The organism is Ancylobacter radicis, from assembly GCF_018449475.1.
GTDB lineage: Bacteria > Pseudomonadota > Alphaproteobacteria > Rhizobiales > Xanthobacteraceae > Ancylobacter > Ancylobacter radicis.
Window position 1 is genome coordinate 1 of record NZ_JAHCQH010000022.1, and the last position, 23,183, is coordinate 23,183.

Below are 23,183 nucleotides of genomic sequence, written 5' to 3' on the forward strand. Positions count from 1 at the left end.
TGCTGGAGCCTATCGGTAACATCCCGCCGGCCGAAGCCGAGGAGCGCTACTACGTCATGCTCGGTGAGCAGAAAATGGCGGCGTGACTTAAACCAAATGGCCTCCGGTGAAGTCGGGGCGGTTCACGTGTGCGTTAGATCAGCACCCGCTCAACCTCGTCCAGCGTCACCTCATCCGACCGCCGGTCATAAAGCTGGGTAGTACGCGTCGACGAATGGTTCGCCATGGCGGCCGCTCGCTCAAGCGTCCCGCCATTCTTCAGGTAGGCCGTGATGCCGGTCGCCCGGAACGTGTGGTTCCCGACCTTGGTGCCGATCCCGGCCGCTGCCGCACGCCGTCCGATCATCGCATAGGCATTGGCTTGGGGGAGAGGGCTCTGCGTCAGCTCGCCCGTGCCACGCCCGATCGTGCGGAACAGCGGCCCGCGCGGATCCTCTCCCAGCCCGCAGCCGTCGATGTAGGCGTGCAGATAGGTTTCAAGGTTGTGGTGGCAGGGCATCTCGTGCCGCTTGCCACCCTTCTCGTGCAGCCTCACCCACAGGCGCCGGTTCTGCACATAGACGTCCTCGACCTTCATCGCGAGCGCCGCACCCACCCGCGCGAAGGAATAGACCATCAGGCCGATAAGCGCTCGGTCCCGCAGGCCGATGGGCGTGGTCACGTCGATCGCGTCCAGCAGCGTTCGCGCCTCCTCCGGTGCGAGTACCGGCGTGCGCCCCCGCTTCACGATGTGCGAGGGGCCGCGCACCGACGCGGCAGGGTTCACCGGCACCACCTGCCCGGTCACTAGCCAGTCGAACAGATGGCGCACCGCAGCCAACCGCTGCTTGGCGGTCGGCGCAGCGTGCGAGCGGGTCTGCATTTCCACCCAGGCGGAAACGTGCAGCGGGCGGATCTCGCCCAGCCCCGATACGCCCTGATCCGCGCACCATGTCAGGAAGTCGGTCACGGCGCGGCCGTAGGCGCGGCGGGTGTGCGGATTGCGGATGTTCGCGGTGAAAAAGTCGAGGAAGCGCATCTGGGCGCGGTCGCAGGCAGCTGCGACAAGCAAGGGCAGTGCCGGGCTCACGATGCGGGTGAGCTGGTTCATTGACTACGCTCACAAAAGGTTACTGCGAACCAGGGAGGCATAATGTTGTCAGGCTGAGGCCTACCCTCTAGCCCAACACCGCCATCGGTCTCGAAGCTATGCCAATGGTCGATTACGTACTCCTGCTCAACGACCTGTTGGACCTGTCTCTGACTGGCGCCGAATGCCCCGGGAGGCGGCCCCCCGACGCTTACCGTGCCTTCGATCCGGACAAGGCGAATTGGAGACGGAATATCCATGGGACCAGTTCGGCCTCGATGGATATGGGGCGGCAATTCAGCTGGACTGAGTGGATGCTGCTCTTTGCCGCCAATCTGACCCTCAGCGCGCTCCTTCAGTAGCGTGCCATCCGAATTGCGCCCTTGCCCCGATCCGATGAGAAAACGCCCTTTTGTAATCTCTGAGACACGCCATCCCGGTGCAGGGCAATTAACTCCCTTGATCACCAAAATAGCATCCACGGGCAGTTCCGACGGTTGGGTGACCCCACCCAACGCTCGTATCAAACCGCCTCCGGTCAGCCACGCCCAAGACGCGGCTATGGTAACGACAACCGCAGCTACGGCAGCAGCCGCTGCGGCTTTCCATAGATGATCCATCAGCGCCTTACGCCCTTGCGCAAAGAAGTCGGCCTTACCCTCTTCGGGCGGAGGAGCTGAACCTTTGACCTCACCTCCTGGCTGCGTCTCACCAATCATCACCCATCCCCAGACATATGATAAAGGACATTATCATACATTTAGGCGTGCGATAACGCCTTCGGTTTGATGGGGAAGCCGCGCCGAGGAAATCCAAGTGACAACAGTTGGCGAATCGACGGTAAACGTGACAGAGTAACTATCTAAGGTTGCGAGGGTGCTCGATGTCTAGCGATTGCTTCCTTTGTCAGGGTGGTCATAAATCAACGTGACCCTGGAGGCTCCAGATATAGGCTGCGGATTATCCGCATGGGGGAAGTGTTCGCCCGACCGGCAGAACTTTCATCATCTCGCCCATCACTCTGCGGATGTCGCTGCGGCACTTCTTATTTTGTTAGATCAGCCCATAATTCGGCGCGCGGCTGATGCGGCGCTTGGGCGTGAATTGGACGAGGTAGAATTGCGGGCGCTTACCGCGCTCGCCTTTCTGCACGACATCGGAAAATTGGCACCAGGTTTTCAAGCCAAGGGTTGGGTGGGCCAGCATAACGTCCCATTTCGCGGCCACCTGGAATGCGGGTGGCTCTGGACCCGAACGCTAGATGCGCAGTCATTGGCCGGAGCGGCCCGCCATCTGGCGCGCTGGTCCGAAATCCGCATTTGGTTGTTGGTCTTGTTTGCCCATCACGGCCGCCCCGTCCCCGCGCCGGGTTCAGGATTAGCCAGCCCGTTCTATACGCCTCGCGATATCGCTTATGACTGGAAGGTAGAAGAAGAACGGATGGGTGAAGCGTTGCTTGCCTGGTTCCCCGATTTCGCTGAGCTTCTGCCTCCCCCTGCCTCGCCCCGGCTCGTGCATTTCTTCTGCGGCCTTATCACCCTCGCGGATTGGATCGGGTCGGACCAGCGTGCCTTCCCCTTCGAGCCGACGTTCCGGCCAGATTACTGGGCCACCGCACAGGCGCGGGCGGTACAGCGCATTCGTGACATCGGATTTTCGCGGGAGGGACTGAGCCTTCGTGGATCCCCGGGCTGGGCGCTGATCTCCGACCATGCGGCGCCGCGGCCGGCACAGGCAGCGGCCGGAGCGATGCCGCTGCAGGAGCGACTTGTTCTGCTGGAAGCTGAGACGGGAGCCGGCAAGACGGAAGCCGCGCTTTGGCGGTTTGTCTCCCTGGTGGCGGCCGGAGAGGTCGACGCGCTCTATTTCGCCGTTCCCACCCGTGCGGCGGCGCGACAGCTTCAGCGTCGGGTAAACGACGCTCTGGAACGCATGTTCGTTGATCCGCCGGAGGCGGTACTGGCCATTCCCGGTCAGGTAAAGGCCGGTGAAGCCTCGGGCGCCCGGCTTCCTGATTTCACCATGCTGTGGGACGACGAGAAAGATTTACCGGCCCGCTGGGCCGCTGAACATGCCGCACGCTTTCTCGCCTCCCGCGTGGCTGTGGGCGCGGTCGACCAGGTGGCGCTCGGCGGACTTCAGGTCAAATACGCGCATTTGCGCGGTACGACGTTGAGTCGGGCACTGCTCGTCATCGACGAGGTGCATGCGTCCGACGCTTACATGACCACGATCCAAACGGCGATGGCGCGTGACCATATCTCGCTGGGCGGCCATGTCATGCTGATGTCCGCGACCCTGGGGGCCGTCGCGCGGGCGCAATGGTTCGAACAGCCGGTGGGTAACTACGCCAGCGAGGCGGCTGTGCCTTATCCCGCCATCTGGACATCCCGCGGTGTGCAGCCCGTTGAGGCGGAGGTCGGAGCGGGCAAGACGGTGCATGTGCGGGCGTCGGCAGGCTGGACGGGTGACGACGCGGCCCGCCTTGCCACAGATATGGCGCGGCAGGGCGCGCGCGTGCTTGTGATCCGAAACACGGTGGCGCGGGCTCAGGAGACCTATGCGGCCTGCCGGGCTCAAGCGACTGACTGGCTGTTGCAGGTCAACGGCATCCCGACCCTTCATCATGGCAGGTTCGCAGCGGAAGATCGGGCGCGGCTCGATGAGGCGGTCGAACAGGCGATTGGCAAGGGCAGTCCCGTCGGCAGCCGCATCGTCATCGGCACGCAGACGCTGGAACAGTCGCTGGATCTGTGCGCTGATCTGCTGATCACGGACCTGTGCCCGATGGATGTGCTGCTTCAGCGCATCGGTCGCCTGCACCGTCATCGGCGCCCCCGTCCAGCGGGCTTCGAGGTGGCGCGCGCCGTGGTGCTCACGCCCCCGGACGGTCTCGATGGGTTAACGCGCAGGGCGGACAACGGGCTCGGTGCTTATAGCGATGGCGCGACGCTCAGCGGCATCTATCTCGACGTGCCGGGCCTCGCGGCGACCTTGGACGAGATCGACGCGCGGCCGGTCTGGCACCTGCCGGCCATGAATCGCGCGCTGGTGGAAGCCGCGACGCACCCCGAGGCGCTGGAGGCGGTCGCTGAGCGGCGGGGATGGCAGGATTACAGCCAGAGGGTAAGCGGCAAACGGCTCGGCGATCGCGCCACCGCCCGTCTCGGTCTTCTCGACCGCGCGCAGCCGCTGGCCGAATTCCCTGATGACGAGACCTTGCGCACCCGCCTTGGCGAGGATGGCGTGGTGCTCCGGTTGCCGGAGGACACACCGGGAGCGTTCGGTCTTCCCGTCTCGGTACTGGCAATCCCTGCCCGTTGGTCGCGTGGGCTGACGGGCGAGGAAGAGGTCGTGGTGGAAGAGAGCGGGCCGCCGCTGCGGCTGAAGCTGGCCGACCGCGTGATGATTTACGGGCCGGCAGGGTTGAGCCGTGGGGGAACCGACAAAGGATGATGCGCAACCTTCTCCTCGCCCCTCTCATCGAGACAAACGCCGGTGGGCACAGCCTGCCCGGCCTGTTCGCCGCCATGGTACGGGGCGAGGTGACCGGCTTTCCGGCATTGCGCCCGCATCAGCGGCCGGCGCTGCATATGTTTCTGGTCCAGCTCGCTGTGCTGGCGCTCGACGCCGCGGGCGCACGCGATCTGCCGCAGCATGAGGCGACGTGGCGGAAGGCGCTGCGCGGGCTGACGCCGGATTTCCCCGACGATGAGCCCTGGTGCCTCAGTGTCGACGATCGCGCCAAGCCAGCCTTCCTGCAGCCGCCCGATCCCGGCGGGCTGAAATGGTCGCCCGTCGCCACGCCGGACGCGCTCGACATGCTGGTCACCTCGCGCAATCACGATGTGAAGCGCGAGATCGCCCGCGAGGGCGCTCCGCAGGACTGGTTCTTCGCTCTTATCAGCCTACAGACGATGGAAGGTTTTGGCGGGGCGGGAAATTACGGCATAGCCCGGATGAATGGCGGCTCCTCCTCGCGCGTAATGATCGGCCTCGCGCCGGCCCGCCCGGGCTCGGCGGAAGTCGATCCCTCGCTGTGGTGGCAACGCGATGTGCGTCGGCTGCTGGAAACCCGGTCGGGTCTCCGAGGGCCGGCGCTGTTGTGGCTGGAGCCCTGGCCGGAAGGTCGCTCCCTGGGGCTCGACACGCTGGATCCGCTGTTCATCGAAGTGTGCCGGCGCATTCGCCTGACCAAGCGGGCGGGACAGCTTCTGGCCGAGCGGAGCACTTCCAAGGCCGCGCGCCTTGCGGGGAAGGAGTCGAAGGGCAAAACCGGCGACCCCTGGGCGCCGCTCCATGTCGCGGAGGGCAAGGCGCTCACCTTGGGCGAACGCGACTGGACCTGCGACATGCTGGTGACGCTGCTGTTCAAGGGGGACGGGCGCGAATGGAAAGTGCCGCTACTGGCCCGCCCTGCGCCGGGCGAGGAGGCGACACCGCTGCTGCTCATTGCCGAGGCCTTTGCGCGGGGCAACTCGAAGACCGACGGCTTCCGGTCCCGCGTCATCCCGGTGCCGCGCGCCGTTGTCACGGATTTCCTTGGTCCGCGCCCGGTGGCGGTGGCCGAAGAACTGCTCGCGGACATCGCTGCCATCGACGTGGCGCTGCGCGACGGCCTCGCGCTGATTGCCGCCGGCGGCGACCGCGACAAGGTTGGCAAATCGCACTACGCGCGCACCGGCCCAGCCCGCGCCGCGCTGCGCCGCGCCGCCGACCGGCTGTTCTTTCCCGAGCTTTGGAGACGGGTCGCCGCGACATCGGATGCCGAATTCGGCCGCCTGCGCCTTGCCTTCCTGGAAGCACTCGCCGGATTGGCGCGGCGGGAATTCCGGACCGCCCGGGACACCATTCCCTGCGCCAGCATTCAACGCCCGCGCGCGGAGGTGCGCGGCGCGGCTCGTCTCGAGGCGCGGCTTGCCGGGGCGATGGAGAAATTCAAGCAACCGGAGGCAGCCCATGGCTGACGACAGCGACGCTATCGCCCGGATCGCCCTTGGCATTGCCGGGGCACTCGGCGCGACCGACCCCGGCGAGAAGGCGCAGGCGCGGCGCATGGATGAGCAGGGCGCGCCGCTGTTCTGGCGGCAAGTGGCGCGGCTTGGCATCTCCCCCTCGCAGGAGCAGCTCTGGCTGCGCTTTACCCGCATGGTGGCGTTGCTGACGCCGGCCAGCGCCACGGAGTCGATTCATCAGTCCGGCCGTCGTCTCGGTGCCGTGCTGGCCGATGGCGGCGATGCCGGCGCCGATCTCCGGGCCTCCAGTCGGCCGTTTCTCTCCGAACAGCGGCTGGCCCGCCTGCTCGCCAGCCGCGACGAGGCACGGCTGGAAGCGCTGGAGCGCGCCATCCGCATGGTTGGCCGCTCCCGCCCCCGGCTCGACGTGGTGAGCCTCGCGCGCACCGTGATGAGCGCCGAGAGCAACGCGCTCGCCCGCGACTATTACGCCCGCATTGACAGAAGCCCCGCCCGGGAGGTCGAACATGCCTGAGCCCCGTTTCCTGCAGATCCATTTTCTCGCCCCCTATACGGCGGCCCTGCTGAACCGCGACGATGCCGGCCTCGCGAAGCGGCTGCCGTATGGCGGCGCCATGCGCACCCGTGTCTCCTCGCAATGCCTCAAGCGCCACTGGCGTCTCGCCGACGATCCGCACGCGCTGGCGGCGCTGGCCGCAGATGCAGCATCGTTCCGCTCCCGCGAGATCATCGACCGCCGGGTGCTGGAAGGCTGGACGCAGGGCGTTGACGAGGGCGTGGTGAAGCCCATCCGCGAGGCGCTGCTGGTCGCCGTCTATGGCGACAAGGGTGCCGACAAGAAGTCGCGTCAGACGCTGCTGCTGGGCGAGGCCGAGATCGCCTTTCTCACCGCCGAGGCGCGCCGGCTTGTCGTTGCCGCCGCGGGCGATGCAAAGGCGGCCGACGAGTTGGCGAAGGAATGGCGCAAGTCCGACAAGGCCAATCTCAAGGCACTGGGCGAGGGCGCGAAACTCCCCGGCGGTCTGACCGCCGCCTTGTTCGGGCGCATGGTCACCTCCGACCCGCGCGCTAACATCGATGCGCCGGTTCATGTCGCGCACGCCTTCACCGTCCATGCGGAGGAGGCGGAAAGCGATTATTTCATCGCCGCCGACGATCTCGCCCGCGAAGAGGAGACGGGCGCCGACACCATTCAGGAGACCGAACTGACATCAGGCCTGTTCTACGGTTATGTCGTGGTCGACATTCGCGGCTTGCTCTTCAATCTCGCGGGCGATGCCGAGCTGGCCGGCGCAGTGCTGCACAATCTTCTCTATCTCATCGCCGAGGTCTCTCCGGGTGCCAAGCTCGGCTCGACGGCGCCCTATTCCCGCGCCTCGTTCCTTCTGGTGGAAGCCGGCGACCGCCAGCCCCGGTCGCTGGCCGAAGCGTTCCGTGATCCGTGCGCGGCGCAGGCGGGCGTCGCCATCCGGCGGCTCGCCGATCATCTGACCCGCCTCGACGAGGCCTATGCGACCGGTGAGACACGGCGTTTTCTCTCGCTGGCGAACACCGATATTCCCGGCGCCGAACGCGGCGCGCTGGCCGATCTCGCGCATTTTGCCGGCACGCTGCCGCAGGCGTTCGCGGAACCCGCCGCATGACCCGTCGCTGGCTGCATCTGCGCCTTGTGGCTCCCCTCATGGCCTTTGGTGATGTCGCCATCGACCATGTCGGGCCGACGCGCGACTTTCCCTCCGCCTCCGCGCTAACGGGCCTGCTTGGCAACGCCCTCGGTTGGCGACGCGAGGATGGGGCGGCGCACCAGTCCTTGCAGGACAGGCTCATTTTCGGCGCACTTGTTGCCCGGCCAGGCCATTTGCTGACGGACATCCAGAACGCCAAGCTGGAGGCGAACGACCGCGGCTGGACCACGTGGGGCAAACCGGACGAACGGGCGGGCGCAACCTATGATTCGCCGCACCGCCGCCGCCGCGACTTTCTTGCCGACCACGACTGCCGCGTCGTGCTCCGGCTGCGCGACGCCCCGGAGGGTCCCGATCTTGACGCTCTAGCGGCAGCACTCGACCGGCCGGCGAGGCCGCTCTTCATCGGCCGCAAGCCCTGCCTGCCCGCCGCTCCCCTTGTTGCCGGATGGGTCGAAGGGGTGGATGTTCGTGCTGCCCTCGCCGCGCTCGGGTTGGGAGGCCGCGCACTCTGGCCGGCCGACGAAGAGGGCGGCACCCGCCGCGATGTCGCCGACCGGCGCAACTGGCAGACCGGGCTTCATGGGGGCGCCTCCCGGGTGAGCGAGGGAGAAATCGCATGAGCCTGCATCTGGTGGAGGCGCCGATTGCCTTGCGCGACCTGCATCTGTGGGCCGGCGCGCGGCGGTTGGTGGCGAAGGGATCCGGCGGAAGCGGCATTGATGAAGGGGTTATGCTGCATCATCTGTTGGGCGAGACCTTTGGCCCGGCCGCCTTGCAGCCTTTCCGCCTTCTTGTGGCCGAAGGCGGACAGGCGGCGACGCTCTACGCCTATGCCGCACAGGACGCTGAGGGGCTGCGCCAAACGGCGCTCGCGAGCCTGACGCCCGGACAGCACGCCGTCATCCGGCTCGATCGTCTGCGATCCATTCCCCGACCCACCTCAATCTGGCGGGAAGGTCAGCGCATTGGCTTCGATGTGCGCCTGCGCCCGGTGGTGCGGCTGCGCAACGATAGTACCGGCCAGACCGAGACGGGGGAGGCCGTATCGCTGCGCAAGGGTGCCGAGGTTGACGCCTTTCTCGCGCGCAGCCTGCGCACCGGGGTGGACAATCCAAGCCCGCCGGACCGCACGACGGTCTATCTCGACTGGCTGGCGGAGCGTCTCGCCGGGGCGGCTCAGCTTGAGACGGAAACGACCCGCCTCGTCGGCTTCCGGCGGCAGGTTGTTATCCGCAACGCGCGGCGGCTCGAAGGGCCTGATGCGACCGTGCACGGCACGCTGATCGTTACCGACACCGAAGCCTTCGCCCGTGTGCTGGCGGCAGGCATCGGCCGTCACCGGGCCTATGGCTATGGCATGCTTCTGCTGCGCCCGCCGCAACGCCGGCCCGGGGGCTAAGAGGAGAGGGTCATGCTGCTGGGACGCCTCGGCCTGGAGACAGCCCGTCTGCCCCATGCCGACCGGCACGGGCTGCTGCTGCTCGACCGCGGCGCGCTGACGGTCGAGGCAGGCTGCCTGCGCTTCGCCTCTGCCGGTGGCGGGGCGGTGGAGCGTGGCGACTACACCATCCCCCACCAATCCATTTCTCTGCTCCTGCTGGGGCCCGGCTCCATGGTAAGCCACGATGCACTGCGGCTGCTTGCCCGGCACGGGGCTGGGCTGGCGGCCGTGGGCGATGACGGCGTGCGCCTCTACACGGCACCGCCGCTGATGCCGGATTTTTCTCATCTCGCCCGTCGTCAGGCCGAGCTGTGGGCCGATGCCAATCGCGGCCGGCTGGACGTGGCCCGACGCATGTATGCTTGGCGGCTGGGCGAGGTGCTGCCCCATCGCGATATCGCGGTGCTCCGGGGCATTGAAGGGGCGCGGGTGAAAGCGCTTTATGCCAATCTCGCCCAGCGCTTCGGCCTTGCCTGGAAGGGGCGGCGCTACGACCGGGCCGATCCTCTGGCCGCCGATCTGCCAAACCAGGCACTCAACCATGCCGCAAGCGCTGTGGAGGGAGCCGCGGCGATTGCCGTGACCGCAACCGCGACCATTCCTCAGCTCGGCTTTGTTCACGAGGATTCCGGTCAGAGCTTCGTGCTTGATGTCGCCGATCTGTTTCGGGACGCGATCACCGTGCCGTGCGCCTTTCGGGCGGTCGGAGTGCAGAAGAAGGCACCTCATCTGTCGATCGAACGCGTCACGCGGCGGCTTGTCGGCGAGACGCTGCGCCGCGAGGACGTGATCGCGGCTATGATTGACCGCATCAAGGCATTGTTTTCGGCCGAAGCCAGCGGCGATGCACCGATGCGGCGAGCCCGCAAGGCGACGGCGGGGGACCGTGCACGGCTCGAACAGGAAATCACGAGGCCCGATGATGCCCATGACCGTAGTGGTGACGCGTGATGTGCCCGATCGCTATCGCGGCTTTCTGTCCTCCGTCATGCCGGAGGTTGCACCGGGCGTCTATGTCTCGCCGGAGCTTTCCCGAGCGGTGCGCGAGCGCGTCTGGAGCGTGCTGAACGACTGGTGGGGAACGCAGCCCGGCGGCTCCGTGGTGATGACCTGGCGGGACAGCGCGAGCGCCGGCCAGCTTGGCCTCGCCATGCTCGGAACCCCGCCGGTAGAGCTGGCGGACCTCGATGGCGTTCTGGTCGTGCGCAGGAAACCGTCTGCCAGCGCTGCTGCGTAAGCGCATTGCGGACAGCCATACGCACCTCTGTTGTTTGAAATTGTAAGTGTATGGAATAACCTAGCCCTCAGAGGCTCCCCCGCCCATGCGGGGATGGACCCCTGCTCGGGCTGCTCGGCGTGCTGGCGCTTACGGCTCCCCCGCCCATGCGGGGATGGACCTGTGACCGACCTCGCCATCATCGAGGCGCGCGAGGCTCCCCCGCCCATGCGGGGATGGACCTGACCAAGACCTACCGCATGATCGCGCTTTGCGGGCTCCCCCGCCCATGCGGGGATGGACCCCGGCTGCTGGCGAACGTGCCGCCCGGCTCGTCGGCTCCCCCGCCCATGCGGGGATGGACCCGCATGGGGAAATTACGACGTTGAGCTGGGATAGGCTCCCCCGCCCATGCGGGGATGGACCCTTCATCCCCGAACGCGAGAAACCCGAATGAGCGGCTCCCCCGCCCATGCGGGGATGGACCCCGTGATTGATGTGGACCGCATCGGCCGCAAGGGGCTCCCCCGCCCATGCGGGGATGGACCCGCGCAGCTTTGGGAGCGCGACCCGCTCGATTGGGCTCCCCCGCCCATGCGGGGATGGACCCGTGCAAGATGGCACGCTGCTGCCGATCACGGCGGCTCCCCCGCCCATGCGGGGATGGACCCTTCAAATGGGCGTCCGGCGGCTTTTACCTTCGGGCTCCCCCGCCCATGCGGGGATGGACCCGTGGCAAGAAAGCCCCGCGCGCCGCGGACAGCGGCTCCCCCGCCCATGCGGGGATGGACCCTGCGCCCGACCAAACGGGCATCGGCGGCGATTGGCTCCCCCGCCCATGCGGGGATGGACCCTACGTGGACAAGGCGGCTCTGGGCTGATCATGGGCTCCCCCGCCCATGCGGGGATGGACCCCATTCGCACGGGCTTGCCGTTGGCGGCCTCCGGGCTCCCCCGCCCATGCGGGGATGGACCCTGCAGGACGGGCCGGCGAACTCCGTGTTCGTCGGCTCCCCCGCCCATGCGGGGATGGACCCGTCATCCCCTTCGCGCGCGGGGGAGTCGTGTCGGCTCCCCCGCCCATGCGGGGATGGACCCTATGACAGCAGCTATACCGAGGCGGAACTCAAGGCTCCCCCGCCCATGCGGGGATGGACCCGCGACGACGGTTAGCGGGCTCGACTTCGCCAAGGCTCCCCCGCCCATGCGGGGATGGACCCTCGGGATAGAGGCCACGGTGCTCCTGGCTTTGGGCTCCCCCGCCCATGCGGGGATGGACCCCGACATCACCGAACGCGACTTCCTGATCAACAGGCTCCCCGCCCATGCGGGGATGGACCCGGGCTTCGCAATGCAGACGTGCCCGCCGTGGCGGCTCCCCCGCCCATGCGGGGATGGACCCGTGCCGTCCGGCGCGGTGATGGCGCCGAGCATGGCTCCCCCGCCCATGCGGGGATGGACCCGAAAAGCTGCCGGTCATGTCCTCGATGTCGCGGGCTCCCCCGCCCATGCGGGGATGGACCCGGCAGGATCGCGCCAGCCGCGCGGGTGTAGGGGGCTCCCCCGCCCATGCGGGGATGGACCTTTCTCGATCAGGAATTCACGCAGGCGCCGGAAGGCTCCCCCGCCCACGCGGGGATGGACCCCTGGCCGGAGGTGCTCGCCGCCACGGTCAAGCGGCTCCCCTGCCCACGCGGGGATGGACCCATGATCTCTCGCGAGATGGATCAGGCCGGCGTGGCTCCCCCGCCCACGCAGGGCCGGCCTTCTGATCAGGCTGCCGAAGCTACACGGCGGCGCGGGTCTCTCGCCTGCGCCAGAATATCTTCGGCAGAAGCGGGAATGTGGTTTGCCAGCGGGCGAAGGATGGACGTCCCGCGGGACGGTCCGCCACTTCACGAGAGGGGCTGGCGGGGTGCCGAATGCCGGCTTCAGTCGAGCATCGAGACCTTCAGGTCTATCGTCATCGGTTCCGGCTTGAAGTCCACCTGGCCGGCGTGGGGGGCCCTGCTGGCGTGTCTGTTCAGAACTGTCGGCCCCGGCCAGCGCCTAAGATGCCGGGCAGCGCGTCCGAATAGGAGCGCGGCTTGGATCGCCAGCTGGGCCATGAACTTCGTAGGGGTCATGATAGCCTCCGGCCTGTTGAAGCCAGATCAATAGCCGCAGGAGCCCGAAGATGCCATCCGACGACGCGCCTCTTGCGGTGGAGATGTCAAGGAATGTTGACATTGGGGGGGCTACATCGATGGGCCATCAGGCATTGAAGGCGGCCGTTGATCCCGGTCGATGACGGCCCTCGCCGCGGCGGCCTCCACCTCCGGGCGAAGACGTTCGAAGCCGAAGACATGGCACAGGTGGAAAACGGCCCGCTCGAACGAGCCGAGGATCAGGACCACGAGGTCAAGCGCGCCGCGCCCGGCCTTGATGGCGGCCTCCCTGCCGCTCCTGAACTGCCATTTGCTGGCGTCGCCGAGTTTAACAGCCATGCCCGCCGCGCCGCGCCATACTCCTCCCGGATGCGCGGTGAAATCCAGCGATTGGAGAACCTCCCCAAGCTCAAGCGGCCTTCGGCTCGCGTCGATCTGCTTCAGCTGCTCGATCGCGCGCCGGCCGGCGGCAAGCTCGGCGGCGCGGGCCTTCTCGGCCGCCTCTTCCTCCTGGCGCCGGCGGATTCGGATCCCGCGGCTCCGTTCCGCTTCAGCGCCACCCTGATCCGCTCCTCCACCTCCCGCTCCCGGCGTTCAAGATCGCGCTGCCGGGCCGCTGTGCCGGCCTGCACCGCTTCCCATTGGCCCGCGATCACGGCGCTCTGCTCGGCAGCCCATGCCTCCGGCGTGGTCGAGGCCATGGGAAGGAACACACGTGGAGGAGGCTCCACCACGGGCGGATCCGGGACCGGTACATGGGCGAGCGCGGCCTGCTTCGCTTCGGTCTCGGCCAGCGCCGCCCGCGCGGCCGCTACCTTCGCCTGGGTATCGGCCAAAGCCACTTCAGCGGCCTCCAGATCGGCGCGCGCCGCCTCGGCGCGGCGGTGATAGATCTCGGCATTCTTCCGCGCGGCATCTGACTTGGCGGCATTGTCGGCCAGCCTCTCAGCTTTCAGTGTGGCTTCCCTCGCCAGGCGCTCATTCTTGGCCAGCCTGTCGCGGGAGGCCTCGATCCGCTGGTTCAGAGCTTCCAGCTCAACTGCCAGGTCCTGGTGAAGCTGGCGCACGGAGCGGTTCACCACCTCGGCCGGCTTCGCCCCGGCGGCCAGGCGATCGGCTTTCCGATACCCGCGCTCGATCCGAGGCTCGTGACGCTGCGCAACGGCGGCCGCGATGTCTTGAAGCTGGTTCAGCACCGCCTTGGTCGCGACCTTGGAAACCGGGCCGCCGGCCCGGGTGATCGCGGCGAGCTGGTAGTGGGCATGGATGGCGGATTCGTCGAGATGGACGACGAGGCCATGCAGCGTGGTGCCGAGGCGCTCGGCGATGGCGTCGTCGACGTCGCGGAACAGACGATCCTGGCGCTCCGCTGCCAGAGCCTCGACCCAGGCCTGCGCCTGCTTGCCGAAGGTGATGATGCCGGCGACCGACACCGCCGCGCTATCGCTGACCCTGCGCTGCCGGACCTGACCCGACGCTTCGCGGCGCTGATCGCAGATCAGCCGCAGCTCACCTCCGGTGAGATTGGCAAGCAGCACCCGGTTGCGCACTGTGTGGTCGCTGTCCACGTAGCCGGGCTGGCGGCCGAGCCGCAGATCGTGGTTACGCTGGTTGTTCGTGGCGACGCGGTGCTTGCTCCTGATCCGGGTGGAGATGGCGCGTGGATTGGCGAGGGCCGCGGGGCGCAGGTGCGACATCTGCATAACCTACTAGCCGCAACCAGGGTTGCGGCGTAGGCGAAGGGGACCAGAGCCCCCTTTCGAAACCCCCGAAGGGCAGGAGGCCCGCCCCGTGTTCGACGCGCCGCAGGCCGTCGATCTTACTGTCGGGACGCCCCGCGTCCCGACGCCCTCCGCGCCGCCGGCGCGCGCAGGGGCTGTCACCCGGCAGGGCCGAAGCGCAGCGAAGGACGGCGCAGCCGTTGACCGCCACGAGCACGCTGGCATCTCGGGAAGAAGGCGATCCGGCCCTGCCCATAAAGGCTTGCGACACCAGAGGTGCATCATTCTACACCGCCTTCCGGTCATGAAGATTCGAACGCAGCAGCGCCATGGTCATGGGCCAGATCGAGAATTGGCCCCGCTGGGCGCGCTGGGTCAGGCTCCGCAGATAGCCGTTGGCATTGCTGATCTTGTCACCCCGCTCGTAGATGGCCGCGAGCGTGATGGCCGCGTGCTGCTCGCCCAGAACCTTTCGGGCGTCGTTCCAGGCGCTTGGGCAAATGCCCAGCATCCGGCCGACCAGCTGAGATGTGGCGACGAACTCCCGCCAGTACCGGATCTGCCCCCCAGGTGCCAGCTCCCGTACCGCCGGGCAGGCAGTGAGGACAATGCCGAGAGACAATTCACGTGGCGACGGAGTGTCCGGGCACTCCGGCGGCTCGCCGTCACCCGCCGTTCTCGCTGCCCGCTCGGCCGCTTCAATTTCTATCGGGTGGTCTGGTTTTGAATTCTGTATGTGCCCGCCAGATTGGCGTGCATTGGCGCCCGGAATCGATGAATTAGCGAACGATTCCAATGCCTTCCGGATTTCGTCCGACAGCTGGGCGAGGTCGGCCGAAATAGCCTCGATGAGCTGGCGCGGCGCGGAGCGCGGAAGCCGCGTGATGATCTCCTGATAGCTCCGCTCCGCCCGCGTCCAGTCGCCGGGAATGCCCTCGTGGACACCGACGTCGATCATCTTGACGATGTCGCGGCGAAGCAGCGTGAGACGCTCCCTGGCGACCCGGAAGGCCTTTTTCTCGGCGTGGACGGCGTCGGCAAGATCGCGAAACTCCTCGGCCCGGGCGACCAGAGGGGAAAGATCGAAGCCATAGGCCTGCTCAATCTCGCCGCCGCGGCCTCTCCGGGCGAAGCGTTTGCCGTTGGGACTGTCGCGGCGAATGATCAGGCCGCAATCCACGAGCACGCCAATATGCCGGCGCAAGGTGGTCGGCGGCATGCCGTTCGCGCGAGCCGCCAGCTGCTCATTCGATGGCCAGACGATGATGGCGGCGTCGCCGCCGAGAGCCGTCTCAGGATGGAAGCTGAGCAGGGCGTTCAGGACCGAGAGGGATCGCTCGGTGGCGCCGATCAGCTCCCGACCCTCGCGGATATCGCGGAACACCCGCCACTTGTGCACGACCGCGTCCCGCTGGACCGCTCGCGCCGCCATCTGGCTCGCGAGCAGGCGAAGCGTCATCGGCTGCCGCCCGAACGGCGTTATTGTCCGCTCCGGCGACCTGTGATAATTTCCGTCTCTGCTGTCTTCGGAATGATTGCCACTACGGATTGCCCCGCCAGCGTTGCCGCGCTTGGCGGGGTTTCCTTTTTGGGGGTCAGGCGGTTCCACCCTCATTCGCGCGTGCACGCCGGAACGGCCCGGGAACGAACTCCCCGGATTCTCTCCCAGTTCAGATGCAACAAACACGATTTGTTCCGCTCCGACCCGTGGGGGAGCAGGGACAGCATTCGCGCTTAAGTGCTGATTTTCCTTGGGAAAAATGGTGCTGCGAGAGAGGATTGAACTCGCCGCACGGCCTCAGAACTTATTGATAAATCTATCTTTTTTCGGGCCGCAGATTTCGCTTCTGTAGCACCGATATGCAGCAATGGGCTTGCCCGTGTCAACGGCGTGTTGGAGCCCCATTGCTGACGCGCTGCCGTGTGACGCCCATTGCATGGCAGGACAGTTCACGACACCTCGCGGCATCTTCAAGCTCCCCAAGCTAAGCGAGCCGGACTTCGGCAACGAGAGGTTCCCCAAGCCGGACGGTGAGTATTCCGTCTCGGTGGTCTACCGGGCCGATGACCCGGCGGTGGCGGCGTTCGTCGCGACGCTGAAGCCGCACCATGACGCTGCGATTGAGTTCGCGGAGGAGGAGTTCAGGAAGCTCGACGTGCGCTGGCGCAAGAAGCTGAACGCCGTGACCGTCAATGACCTGTTCAAGACCGTCTACGACAACGAGACCGAAGAGCCCACGGGTGAAATCGAGTTCAAGTTCTCGATGCCGGCGAGCGGTGTCGTGAAGCAGGGGCCGCGCAAGGGCCACAAGTGGACGGCCAAGCCGGACATATTCGATGCCAAGGGCCGCGCTATACTGAAGGCTCCGGCCATCTTGGGCGGCACCGAAGGCAAGGTAGCCTTCGAGGTCAGAAGCTATTTCATCCCCGGCTCGGGCCTCGCGGGCATCAAGCTGGCTCTGATGGCCGTCCAGATAATCGCGCTGGTCGTGCCCGTTAGCCGGACTGCGGAGAGCTACGGCTTCAGTGAAGAGGACGGTTATGTCCACGGTGACGGCGTCCCGATGAGCGCGCCTCCTTGGGAGCGGCGCCTTTGAGAGTTGCCTTGTTCTCTTTTCGTTCTCATGCTTCCCTCTGGAGAACGAGGAGACACGCCCATGCAGGCAAGCGCAAACCACCCCCAAGTTCCCACCGACTCAGCCGAGGCGGAACCCATCGTCATCACCGAAGCGGACGTGAGCGCCGTGCTCGCGGAGTGTTCAGGGGACGCTAGGGCGACCATACGCGCCCTTCTGCACGGACAGGCGTTGCTCCAGCAGCAACTTGAAGAGGCGCGCAAGCAAGCCTCGTGGGGCTATTTGCGAGGCCGTCCGTCTCGCTGGATCAACCGCCATGAGCCCGAAGCGGAAGGGTGAGCTGACCCCCGCGATGATCCTGCGGGAGCACCCCTTCCGCGTGGTGTTCCCCGATAGCGAGGTGAACCACGACCATATGCGCGGCGCGGGCTTCTATCGCTCCAGTGCGGAGAGGAAGGTGAGCCGGTGCCTGGATGGTGCGCGGGAAGTGCTCGTATGCTTTGCTGAAAGGACCGATGCGGTGGCGTTTCAGCGGCACGCGGGCGGAATTCTGGAGGGCTAGATATCAGGTTGCAGTTGCCCATAGACGGCTTGAGCAACCTGATAGATGCGCTCGAAATCATCCCAAGAGATGATCACGTTGCGGAATAGCTGCCTGCGTCCAAGCTTCTGCGTTGGCTCAAGAGGGTAACTCAATTCGGGCTTGTTCTCTCCTCCGGGCGTTGGAGCTGCGTACCGACCGGCCCACGTCATGATAACACCAAATGCATGAAGCCGTCTTTGGTCTGCCTCTTCAAGTTCCGGCAATCGGGCTTGGCGCCAAAGAACCGGAACATTGTGGGTCATCGGGACAGATGATGCCGCAAGGTGTTCTCTGTTCTCCAATCGCTGTGCAATTACCGCCTTCACGATCAACTCAATCGCGAGGCTCATCTCCCGGCGCGCGGCTGCCGCAAGGGCTGTTGCTGGGTCGCCCCTGAAATCGACATCACGGGCGAAAGTGGTAGCAGAGGAGGGGTATAATGACGAGAGAACGCGGGAGCTATAACGAGCGTTATCAGCCCTGATATAGTAATGTCCGGGGGCTTGTCTGCGTCGTTCGGCCATTGAGATTTCTGACATGCCACCTCTTCTAGCGCGGAAGCCCCTGAAATCCATCCAGAGGAGCGCCCTCGCGTATGGCAGCATATAGGTCGGTACCGCAGTTACAAAAAAGGCCCCCCGGCGAACCGAAGGACCTTTTTACCTGAGGCCCGATTGCTACCTAGGTAGCTGCGCATAAACGCATCGGGCCTCCAAAGCCTCTTTCGAGGACCTCACCAATATAGGCGTCCAAGGTTGCGATAGCAATGGTGATGGGAAGCTAAAGGCGCAGGACGCTCCGCAGCGCATCTTCCAACGCCAGCATGTCCTCGGCGTTCAAATCCTCTGTGTTCCGATAGCCGCCGACCGTTTGGATGCGGTCGAGCCTCTCGTGGGAGACGTTGGTGAGCATGGCACACTTCGCCCATACGTCGATGGTGAGGCTCCTGTAGCGGCCGACAGGAATGAAAACGTCGCAGGGGCGGGGTGAGTGCGGCGGGGTGCCACTGAACGGAACCACAGTGCAGAGACCGGGTGCCCTGCCGTGCCGATGATTGAGGGTCGTATCCGAGACCACCACGGCGCGCCTCAGCTTTTCCATTTCAGGCGGAACTCTCGCGTCACCGAAGTCGCACATGAGGATGGTGCCCCGTCGAGGGGCAAAGGAGATGGTCATGGGTGGGTGTCACTGAGTCGGGAAGAGTATTCATTCCCGTGTAACAGCCTACCGACCGTGATGGACACCCCCCGCCGTGTACACCCGAAACGGCACCGCTTACGCCTCCAGTCGAGACGTTGCGGCGTTCTTGGGGAAAAGACACACGCATGTTCTTGACAGCATCAAAGCCTTGCTTGCGGAAGCGCCGAGCACTGAGCCGAATTTCCGGTTGAGCGAATATCGGGACAGTACCGGCCGCATTCTCCCCGCCTACGAAATGACCCGCGACGGCTTCACGCTCCTCGCGATGGGCTTCACCGGGAAAACCGCGCTCGCCTTCAAGGTCCGCTACGTGGAGGAGTTCAACCGCATGGAGGCGCAGATCCAAGGGTCCCGTGCAACCAACGCTGCCGGACTTCGGGGACCTACTGCAGCGGCAATTGCGTGGGGTGAATTTCAGACTTCGGCGTCGGTACGCCGCGAGGGGGCTACGAGATTGGACTGCGCGATGCGCAGCCGAGACAACTGGCGTTCATTCACGTCTTGCATTCTATGCCACAGCTGCGCGCCATCGCCGCCCTGTCGGGTATCGGCAGACGCTGTCCGGTCTCGCCCGACTTCTTTCTGTGCCATTGAGACGAACGTTTTCAGGCAATCTTCGGCCACCAGTTCCATTCGAAGCCGTTCGTCGTCATTGGCCTCCGGAAACTCACATGCAATTTGATGGGCTACCACCAGTTGATCTAGTATTAGCGGCCGATAGCCTCGATAGGCTTCTTTTTTCTCCTTACCAAAATCATCGATTGTATGATTTTTAAAGAATAACCTACCCTTTTCAATTTCAATTGAAGTGGCAAATATTAGATCCGACATTCGACTTTTGATTTACTGATCTGAAAGCCGTTTGCGTCGCGCAAGAACGAGCAACAAGTGCAGGGTTTGGAGCTGCTCAATGCCGCTGTTAGCCCATGAGAGCACCTCCTCGCGTCGCAGCGAGCGTTCTCGCGCTCCCAACCAAGCCCCCAACAAGGCGAAGGCGGCCAGTATTGCCGATGCCACGGCTGCCGACGTCTCCCACATTGTTCCGCTATCCTAGTTGCCTAGGGCAGCATTATACCGATTTGGCTAGGAACACATTCGACTTCATCACCCGCAACGGCAACGCAACGACCACCTACCGCATCCGCGTGGTGCCTCTGGAGGGGAACCCGTGGTCTTCGCGGCGGATGTTCGCAACGTTTTCGGCATCAAGCAGAGCGGCTGCTGCCGAGGCCAAACATTTTGGCAGTCTGCCAAGGGCGGCGCTACTCCTGAGGCGGTACAAGATGCCTTTCGGAGGGACAGTCTATGTCAGTAGCCTTGCAGCCGGATCAGCCTTCGTTCTTTCCCGATGAGGTTCAATGGCGGCTGGGCAAGTACGTATACCGGCTGGTCGATCCACGCACGAATGAGACCTTCTATGTGGGTAAGGGGACCGGGAACCGGGTCTTCGAGCACGCTCGCGGTGAGATAGAGCCTGACCGGGAGGCGCTTCTGCCGCCGAAGCTCGACACCATTCATCAGATCAAGGCATCGGGACTTCAGGTCGTCCACCTCATCCACCGCCACGGCCTGACCGAGACGGAGGCATTCCTCGTAGAGGCGTCGCTCATAGACGCCTATCCAAACCTCACCAACGCCGTTGGTGGCCACGGTTCGGGAGAGTTCGGCCTCATGACAGCCAAGGAGATCATGATCAAGTACGGTCTTCCCGAGTTGCCGAAGAGCCCGCCCCATCGCCTTGTTCTGATAAATATCCGAAAGCTGACCGACCGTGAGGGCGCCGATGATATCTATCGGCTAGTGCGCTACTGCTGGCGGATCAACAAAGCTCGTGCCGAGAGAGCGGACTATATTCTCGCAGTCCTACGAGGCGTAGTGCTCGGCGCCTACAAGGCCCATAAGTGGCTGCCCGCCACCCCCGAGAACTTTCAACCCGAAATTTCATACGCGGACGGCTCCGAGTCGCATCGCTTCGGGTTCAAGGGGGAGAAGGCTCCTGCGGACGTCTGGGAGATGTATGTCGGCCAGTACGGAAAGCGGATCATCCAGCCGGAGTTAAGGCACGATCAATACCCCATCCGCTATTGGCGGTGCTGAGCAGTCAACGTTGCGACTAGCGCCTCTGCCCCCTTCAAGGGAGCCTCAACCCTCGCCATCGACCACCCGGAGCGGGGCGACCTGATGGCCGCACGCAACCTGCTGGTACGTTGCGGCTAAGAGCTGGCGAACGGGGGGGCAACCCGATGGCTCAATATGCTCTGCGTGCCGGTGGTCGAGCGCGTGCTGATCGGCCACCCTACCATCATAGATTATGATGGTAGGGCATCGTTCTTCAGCCGCGCGCTCACGTTCTTCACCGCGCCTGCCGCAACCATGTCGTGATGGCGTCCATCATGCCGTGGAAAAGTTGCTCGGCTCGCTCGTCGGGGCATTCGGTGCGCGCCGCTATCCTGACCGCCTTGGTATCCCTGAAGTCGAGCGCATCGCCGTCAATTGGGCTAACTTGGCCAACTGCCATGTTAGCCGACTCGAGAAGCAGCGCGCGGAGGGGCCGGCGGCAAACAGGCGCCTGTATCGCCATGAGGCGTATGCGCGGAAGAACTGGAATCCCGGCGACCTGGACTAAGCCTCCGTTTGGCACGCAATGGCGGCGCGACAATCGGGAATGGGGTCGATCATTGCTCCGTTGTGAAGCGATGGTCTCCCCCGGCTTCCCGTGAGGGGACCCGGAATATTCCATCAGAAAAATTCGTGCGACCATCTGAAATAGAGGAGCCGCGCGATACCCCCCATGGGGGCCTCCCGGTCGGCAATCGGCCCCGCTCAGGGCGCCCCTCACGAGGCCCCTACAGCCCCGCTCAGGTCCACCGCGCCACACCCTGCCGGGAGCCTCTGCCGGCCGCTGGTGAGTCAATCTGACTCGCCATGCGCGCCTTCCTGATGGGCGTTTCCCCGCCTTATCCTTCGGGGCATGACAACAGACGATCCATCAGAGCCGCCCGCCACGGAGAGCGCCGGACCACCGCACGCAAGGCGGGGTAAATCGCAATGGTTCTTCCGCATCGACCCGCCCCCGGAGGAGCGGGAACGCTTCCTAGAGCAGCTCGGCATCTACCTCGCGGCGATGTATCCCGGCTGTCCGCCTGAGTGGCGGCTTGAGCTGGTGGAGCGGGCGCGGAAGGGCGGCCATTACGGGCGGCTCGGGGAGATTGCTGGCGTCTTGGCGACAAGCTCCGCACGGCATAGAGCCACGGATTATGAGCGGCTGCTCCGCATCAATGGCGGACGCGAGGGCCTGACGCGGGAAGAAGCGCGGCAGGTCGTGAATGCCGAGGTGGCGGACACGGTGGCCGAATGGCGGCTCGGGGCGCCTGAAGCTGATGAGGGCTACATCGCCGTGCGCCGGCAGTTCCGCAAGGTGTGGCGGAAGGGGCGTAAGAAGCCGCGCCCTGTGGTGACGGCGCGGGAGAACGCGGCCATTGCCGAGTATCTCAAGGCGTGGCTGGAGCGGCGGGAGCCGGTGGAGGACTGAGGTTCGTTCCCGGCGCTGTTGTACTCTTGGGTAATAGACCTCAGCGAAACGAGGGTGAACCGACAGGTTGATCCTTACGGGTCCTGTATAGGGAGTGAAGGTTCCCACCTAGAGGCTGTCGAGCGAGGGGTGGGAGGTGGCGCTGGGGTTGTGACCACCATCAACACCATCATCAACCCCGCCTCAGAGGCCCTATACCGATAACCCCCTCCGAAATCGCCTTTCCTACCCCAGCATTTCCAACACCTCGCGAAGCCGCTTGACGATATACCTAAATCACTTGTATTCGGTATGTCGTTCCAAGCGAGGCCAAGACCATGACCGCCAAGAGTGTCGCCTTCTATCTCCGCGTCTCCACGGGAGAGCAGACCACCGCGAACCAGCGCCGCGAGCTGGAGGCGGTGGCCGCCAAGGCGGGATGGAATGTCGTGGCCGTGTTCGAGGATGCCGGCATTTCCGGCTCCAAGGGGAGGGAGCAGCGGCCGGGCTATGATGCCCTCCTGAAGGCCGTGACGCGCCGCGAGGTGGACTTGGTGGCCGCTTGGTCGGTGGATCGCATCGGCCGCTCGATGCCGGACCTCGTGTCCTTCCTCACGGAGCTGCATGCCCGTGGTGCGGACCTCTACCTTCACCAGCAAGCCCTCGACACCTCGACACCAGCCGGGCGGGCGATGTTCCAGATGATGGGCGTCTTCGCTGAGTTCGAGCGGTCGATGATCCAAGAGCGCGTGAAGGCGGGCCTTGCGCGGACCAAGGCGGCCGGAACGAAGCTCGGCAGGCCCACCTTAGGTCGCGATGTTGAGGTCCGCATCCGGGCTCTCAGGGCCGAAGGAATGGGCATTCTCAAGGTAGCGAAGACGCTCGGCATCGGCGTGTCTGCCGTGCAGCGTGTCGTGGCAACGGAAAATACTGCGGAAGCCTGAACAGTTTGGTGATGCGGGCGATACGGACGAGCCAAGCAGGCTAGATACAGGAGCTCGTGGCACTCCTGCCTAATAGATACAACCCCAAGCCTTTCCCTCCCGGAGGTCTGT

General features: G+C 65.2%; 21 protein-coding genes, 1 pseudogene and 1 CRISPR repeat array. Of the genes and pseudogenes, 14 read left to right on the plus strand and 8 right to left on the minus strand.

The window, feature by feature from the left end; all coding sequences use genetic code 11:
- Positions 1-133 precede the first annotated feature (133 nt).
- Positions 134-1,090 carry a tyrosine-type recombinase/integrase gene (locus KIP89_RS17830; protein ID WP_213756951.1) on the minus strand — a complete coding sequence of 319 codons (957 nt, stop codon included), beginning with the start codon at positions 1,088-1,090 and terminating at the stop codon, positions 134-136.
- A gap of 906 nt (positions 1,091-1,996) precedes the next feature.
- Between KIP89_RS17830 and cas3 the strand changes: the two genes are divergently transcribed.
- Genes cas3 through cas2e form a run of 8 tightly spaced genes read left to right on the plus strand, consistent with a single transcriptional unit; the run spans position 1,997 to position 10,411 of the window.
- The gene (gene cas3, locus KIP89_RS17835) at positions 1,997-4,525 is read left to right on the plus strand and encodes a CRISPR-associated helicase Cas3' (RefSeq protein ID WP_213756952.1); all 2,529 of its coding nucleotides are present in this window, start codon (positions 1,997-1,999) and stop codon (positions 4,523-4,525) included.
- Positions 4,522-6,036: a hypothetical protein gene (locus KIP89_RS17840; protein WP_213756953.1), complete on the plus strand. Its 1,515-nt coding sequence runs from the start codon at positions 4,522-4,524 to the stop codon at positions 6,034-6,036. The genes cas3 and KIP89_RS17840 overlap by 4 nt, the downstream gene beginning before the upstream one ends.
- Positions 6,029-6,559 (plus strand): type I-E CRISPR-associated protein Cse2/CasB, encoded by a 531-nt coding sequence (locus KIP89_RS17845; RefSeq protein ID WP_213756954.1) that lies wholly within the window; start codon positions 6,029-6,031, stop codon positions 6,557-6,559. The genes KIP89_RS17840 and KIP89_RS17845 overlap by 8 nt, the downstream gene beginning before the upstream one ends.
- A complete protein-coding gene (gene cas7e, locus KIP89_RS17850) occupies positions 6,552-7,688 on the plus strand; it encodes a type I-E CRISPR-associated protein Cas7/Cse4/CasC (protein ID WP_213756955.1) in 1,137 nt (378 codons plus the stop codon). The genes KIP89_RS17845 and cas7e overlap by 8 nt, the downstream gene beginning before the upstream one ends.
- The gene (gene cas5e / locus KIP89_RS17855; RefSeq protein ID WP_213756956.1) at positions 7,685-8,353 is read left to right on the plus strand and encodes a type I-E CRISPR-associated protein Cas5/CasD; all 669 of its coding nucleotides are present in this window, start codon (positions 7,685-7,687) and stop codon (positions 8,351-8,353) included. Before cas7e ends, cas5e begins: the two co-directional genes overlap by 4 nt.
- The gene (locus KIP89_RS17860; RefSeq protein ID WP_213756957.1) at positions 8,350-9,132 is read left to right on the plus strand and encodes a type I-E CRISPR-associated protein Cas6/Cse3/CasE; all 783 of its coding nucleotides are present in this window, start codon (positions 8,350-8,352) and stop codon (positions 9,130-9,132) included. Before cas5e ends, KIP89_RS17860 begins: the two co-directional genes overlap by 4 nt.
- A 12-nt stretch (positions 9,133-9,144) precedes the next feature.
- Positions 9,145-10,125 carry a type I-E CRISPR-associated endonuclease Cas1e gene (gene cas1e, locus KIP89_RS17865; protein WP_213756958.1) on the plus strand — a complete coding sequence of 327 codons (981 nt, stop codon included), beginning with the start codon at positions 9,145-9,147 and terminating at the stop codon, positions 10,123-10,125.
- Positions 10,103-10,411, plus strand: coding sequence for a type I-E CRISPR-associated endoribonuclease Cas2e (cas2e, locus tag KIP89_RS17870; protein ID WP_213756959.1), 309 nt, complete (start codon positions 10,103-10,105; stop codon positions 10,409-10,411). The genes cas1e and cas2e overlap by 23 nt, the downstream gene beginning before the upstream one ends.
- Positions 10,412-10,483: 72 nt before the next feature.
- A CRISPR array of direct repeats spans positions 10,484-12,097; the repeat unit is 29 nt; unit sequence GGCTCCCCCGCCCATGCGGGGATGGACCC.
- A 530-nt stretch (positions 12,098-12,627) separates the two neighbouring features.
- Here cas2e and KIP89_RS17875 read toward each other — a convergent pair.
- The 3 genes from KIP89_RS17875 to repC all read right to left on the minus strand — a co-directional run bounded on the left by KIP89_RS17875 (position 12,628) and on the right by repC (position 15,741).
- Entirely contained in the window at positions 12,628-12,876 is a 249-nt protein-coding gene (locus KIP89_RS17875) for a hypothetical protein (protein ID WP_213756960.1), read from the minus strand.
- Positions 12,877-12,977: 101 nt separating this feature from the next.
- Positions 12,978-14,234 carry a plasmid recombination protein gene (locus KIP89_RS17880; protein WP_213756961.1) on the minus strand — a complete coding sequence of 419 codons (1,257 nt, stop codon included), beginning with the start codon at positions 14,232-14,234 and terminating at the stop codon, positions 12,978-12,980.
- Between the two features lie 310 nt (positions 14,235-14,544).
- Positions 14,545-15,741, minus strand: coding sequence for a plasmid replication protein RepC (gene repC / locus KIP89_RS17885; RefSeq protein WP_369807199.1), 1,197 nt, complete (start codon positions 15,739-15,741; stop codon positions 14,545-14,547).
- 454 nt (positions 15,742-16,195) lie between these two features.
- On the opposite strand from repC, the gene KIP89_RS17890 reads away from it, so the two are divergent.
- Positions 16,196-16,855 (plus strand): hypothetical protein, encoded by a 660-nt coding sequence (locus KIP89_RS17890; RefSeq protein ID WP_213756962.1) that lies wholly within the window; start codon positions 16,196-16,198, stop codon positions 16,853-16,855.
- Positions 16,856-17,150: 295 nt separating this feature from the next.
- Entirely contained in the window at positions 17,151-17,396 is a 246-nt protein-coding gene (locus KIP89_RS17895; protein ID WP_213756963.1) for a hypothetical protein, read from the plus strand.
- Here KIP89_RS17895 and KIP89_RS19920 read toward each other — a convergent pair.
- Entirely contained in the window at positions 17,393-17,956 is a 564-nt protein-coding gene (locus KIP89_RS19920; protein WP_250152630.1) for a hypothetical protein, read from the minus strand. The two genes, KIP89_RS17895 and KIP89_RS19920, sit on opposite strands and share 4 nt — an antisense overlap.
- Before the next feature lie 241 nt (positions 17,957-18,197).
- A complete protein-coding gene (locus KIP89_RS17905) occupies positions 18,198-18,593 on the minus strand; it encodes a type II toxin-antitoxin system PemK/MazF family toxin (RefSeq protein WP_213756964.1) in 396 nt (131 codons plus the stop codon).
- A gap of 76 nt (positions 18,594-18,669) precedes the next feature.
- On the opposite strand from KIP89_RS17905, the pseudogene KIP89_RS19925 reads away from it, so the two are divergent.
- Positions 18,670-18,903, plus strand: a pseudogene (locus KIP89_RS19925) (Rha family transcriptional regulator); the annotation flags it as partial.
- A 128-nt stretch (positions 18,904-19,031) separates the two neighbouring features.
- Here the strand turns inward: KIP89_RS19925 and KIP89_RS17915 are convergent.
- Positions 19,032-19,448 carry a hypothetical protein gene (locus KIP89_RS17915; protein ID WP_213757079.1) on the minus strand — a complete coding sequence of 139 codons (417 nt, stop codon included), beginning with the start codon at positions 19,446-19,448 and terminating at the stop codon, positions 19,032-19,034.
- A 474-nt stretch (positions 19,449-19,922) separates the two neighbouring features.
- Here KIP89_RS17915 and KIP89_RS17920 point away from each other — a divergent pair, with 474 nt between their 5' ends.
- The gene (locus tag KIP89_RS17920; protein WP_213756965.1) at positions 19,923-20,714 is read left to right on the plus strand and encodes an LEM-3-like GIY-YIG domain-containing protein; all 792 of its coding nucleotides are present in this window, start codon (positions 19,923-19,925) and stop codon (positions 20,712-20,714) included.
- 256 nt (positions 20,715-20,970) lie between these two features.
- Here KIP89_RS17920 and KIP89_RS17925 read toward each other — a convergent pair whose 3' ends face one another.
- Entirely contained in the window at positions 20,971-21,135 is a 165-nt protein-coding gene (locus KIP89_RS17925; RefSeq protein ID WP_213756966.1) for a hypothetical protein, read from the minus strand.
- 453 nt (positions 21,136-21,588) lie between these two features.
- Here KIP89_RS17925 and KIP89_RS17930 point away from each other — a divergent pair, with 453 nt between their 5' ends.
- Both KIP89_RS17930 and KIP89_RS17935 read left to right on the plus strand, forming a co-directional pair.
- Complete coding sequence (locus KIP89_RS17930) at positions 21,589-22,149, plus strand: DUF2293 domain-containing protein (RefSeq protein ID WP_213756967.1); 561 nt, start codon at positions 21,589-21,591, stop codon at positions 22,147-22,149.
- A gap of 317 nt (positions 22,150-22,466) precedes the next feature.
- A complete protein-coding gene (locus tag KIP89_RS17935; protein ID WP_213756968.1) occupies positions 22,467-23,072 on the plus strand; it encodes a recombinase family protein in 606 nt (201 codons plus the stop codon).
- Positions 23,073-23,183 lie beyond the last annotated feature (111 nt).

Coding starts and splice junctions, on each gene's coding strand:
- KIP89_RS17830 (WP_213756951.1), bottom strand. CDS start 1,090: ATGAACCAGCTCACCCGCATCGTGAGCCCGGCACTGCCCTTGCTTGTC.
- KIP89_RS17840 (WP_213756953.1), top strand. CDS start 4,522: ATGATGCGCAACCTTCTCCTCGCCCCTCTCATCGAGACAAACGCCGGT.
- KIP89_RS17845 (WP_213756954.1), top strand. CDS start 6,029: ATGGCTGACGACAGCGACGCTATCGCCCGGATCGCCCTTGGCATTGCC.
- cas7e (WP_213756955.1), top strand. CDS start 6,552: ATGCCTGAGCCCCGTTTCCTGCAGATCCATTTTCTCGCCCCCTATACG.
- cas5e (WP_213756956.1), top strand. CDS start 7,685: ATGACCCGTCGCTGGCTGCATCTGCGCCTTGTGGCTCCCCTCATGGCC.
- KIP89_RS17860 (WP_213756957.1), top strand. CDS start 8,350: ATGAGCCTGCATCTGGTGGAGGCGCCGATTGCCTTGCGCGACCTGCAT.
- cas1e (WP_213756958.1), top strand. CDS start 9,145: ATGCTGCTGGGACGCCTCGGCCTGGAGACAGCCCGTCTGCCCCATGCC.
- cas2e (WP_213756959.1), top strand. CDS start 10,103: ATGACCGTAGTGGTGACGCGTGATGTGCCCGATCGCTATCGCGGCTTT.
- KIP89_RS17875 (WP_213756960.1), bottom strand. CDS start 12,876: ATGGCTGTTAAACTCGGCGACGCCAGCAAATGGCAGTTCAGGAGCGGC.
- KIP89_RS17880 (WP_213756961.1), bottom strand. CDS start 14,234: ATGTCGCACCTGCGCCCCGCGGCCCTCGCCAATCCACGCGCCATCTCC.
- KIP89_RS17890 (WP_213756962.1), top strand. CDS start 16,196: ATGGCAGGACAGTTCACGACACCTCGCGGCATCTTCAAGCTCCCCAAG.
- KIP89_RS17895 (WP_213756963.1), top strand. CDS start 17,151: ATGAGCCCGAAGCGGAAGGGTGAGCTGACCCCCGCGATGATCCTGCGG.
- KIP89_RS19920 (WP_250152630.1), bottom strand. CDS start 17,956: ATGTCAGAAATCTCAATGGCCGAACGACGCAGACAAGCCCCCGGACAT.
- KIP89_RS17905 (WP_213756964.1), bottom strand. CDS start 18,593: ATGACCATCTCCTTTGCCCCTCGACGGGGCACCATCCTCATGTGCGAC.
- KIP89_RS17915 (WP_213757079.1), bottom strand. CDS start 19,448: ATGTCGGATCTAATATTTGCCACTTCAATTGAAATTGAAAAGGGTAGG.
- KIP89_RS17920 (WP_213756965.1), top strand. CDS start 19,923: ATGTCAGTAGCCTTGCAGCCGGATCAGCCTTCGTTCTTTCCCGATGAG.
- KIP89_RS17925 (WP_213756966.1), bottom strand. CDS start 21,135: ATGGCAGTTGGCCAAGTTAGCCCAATTGACGGCGATGCGCTCGACTTC.
- KIP89_RS17930 (WP_213756967.1), top strand. CDS start 21,589: ATGACAACAGACGATCCATCAGAGCCGCCCGCCACGGAGAGCGCCGGA.
- KIP89_RS17935 (WP_213756968.1), top strand. CDS start 22,467: ATGACCGCCAAGAGTGTCGCCTTCTATCTCCGCGTCTCCACGGGAGAG.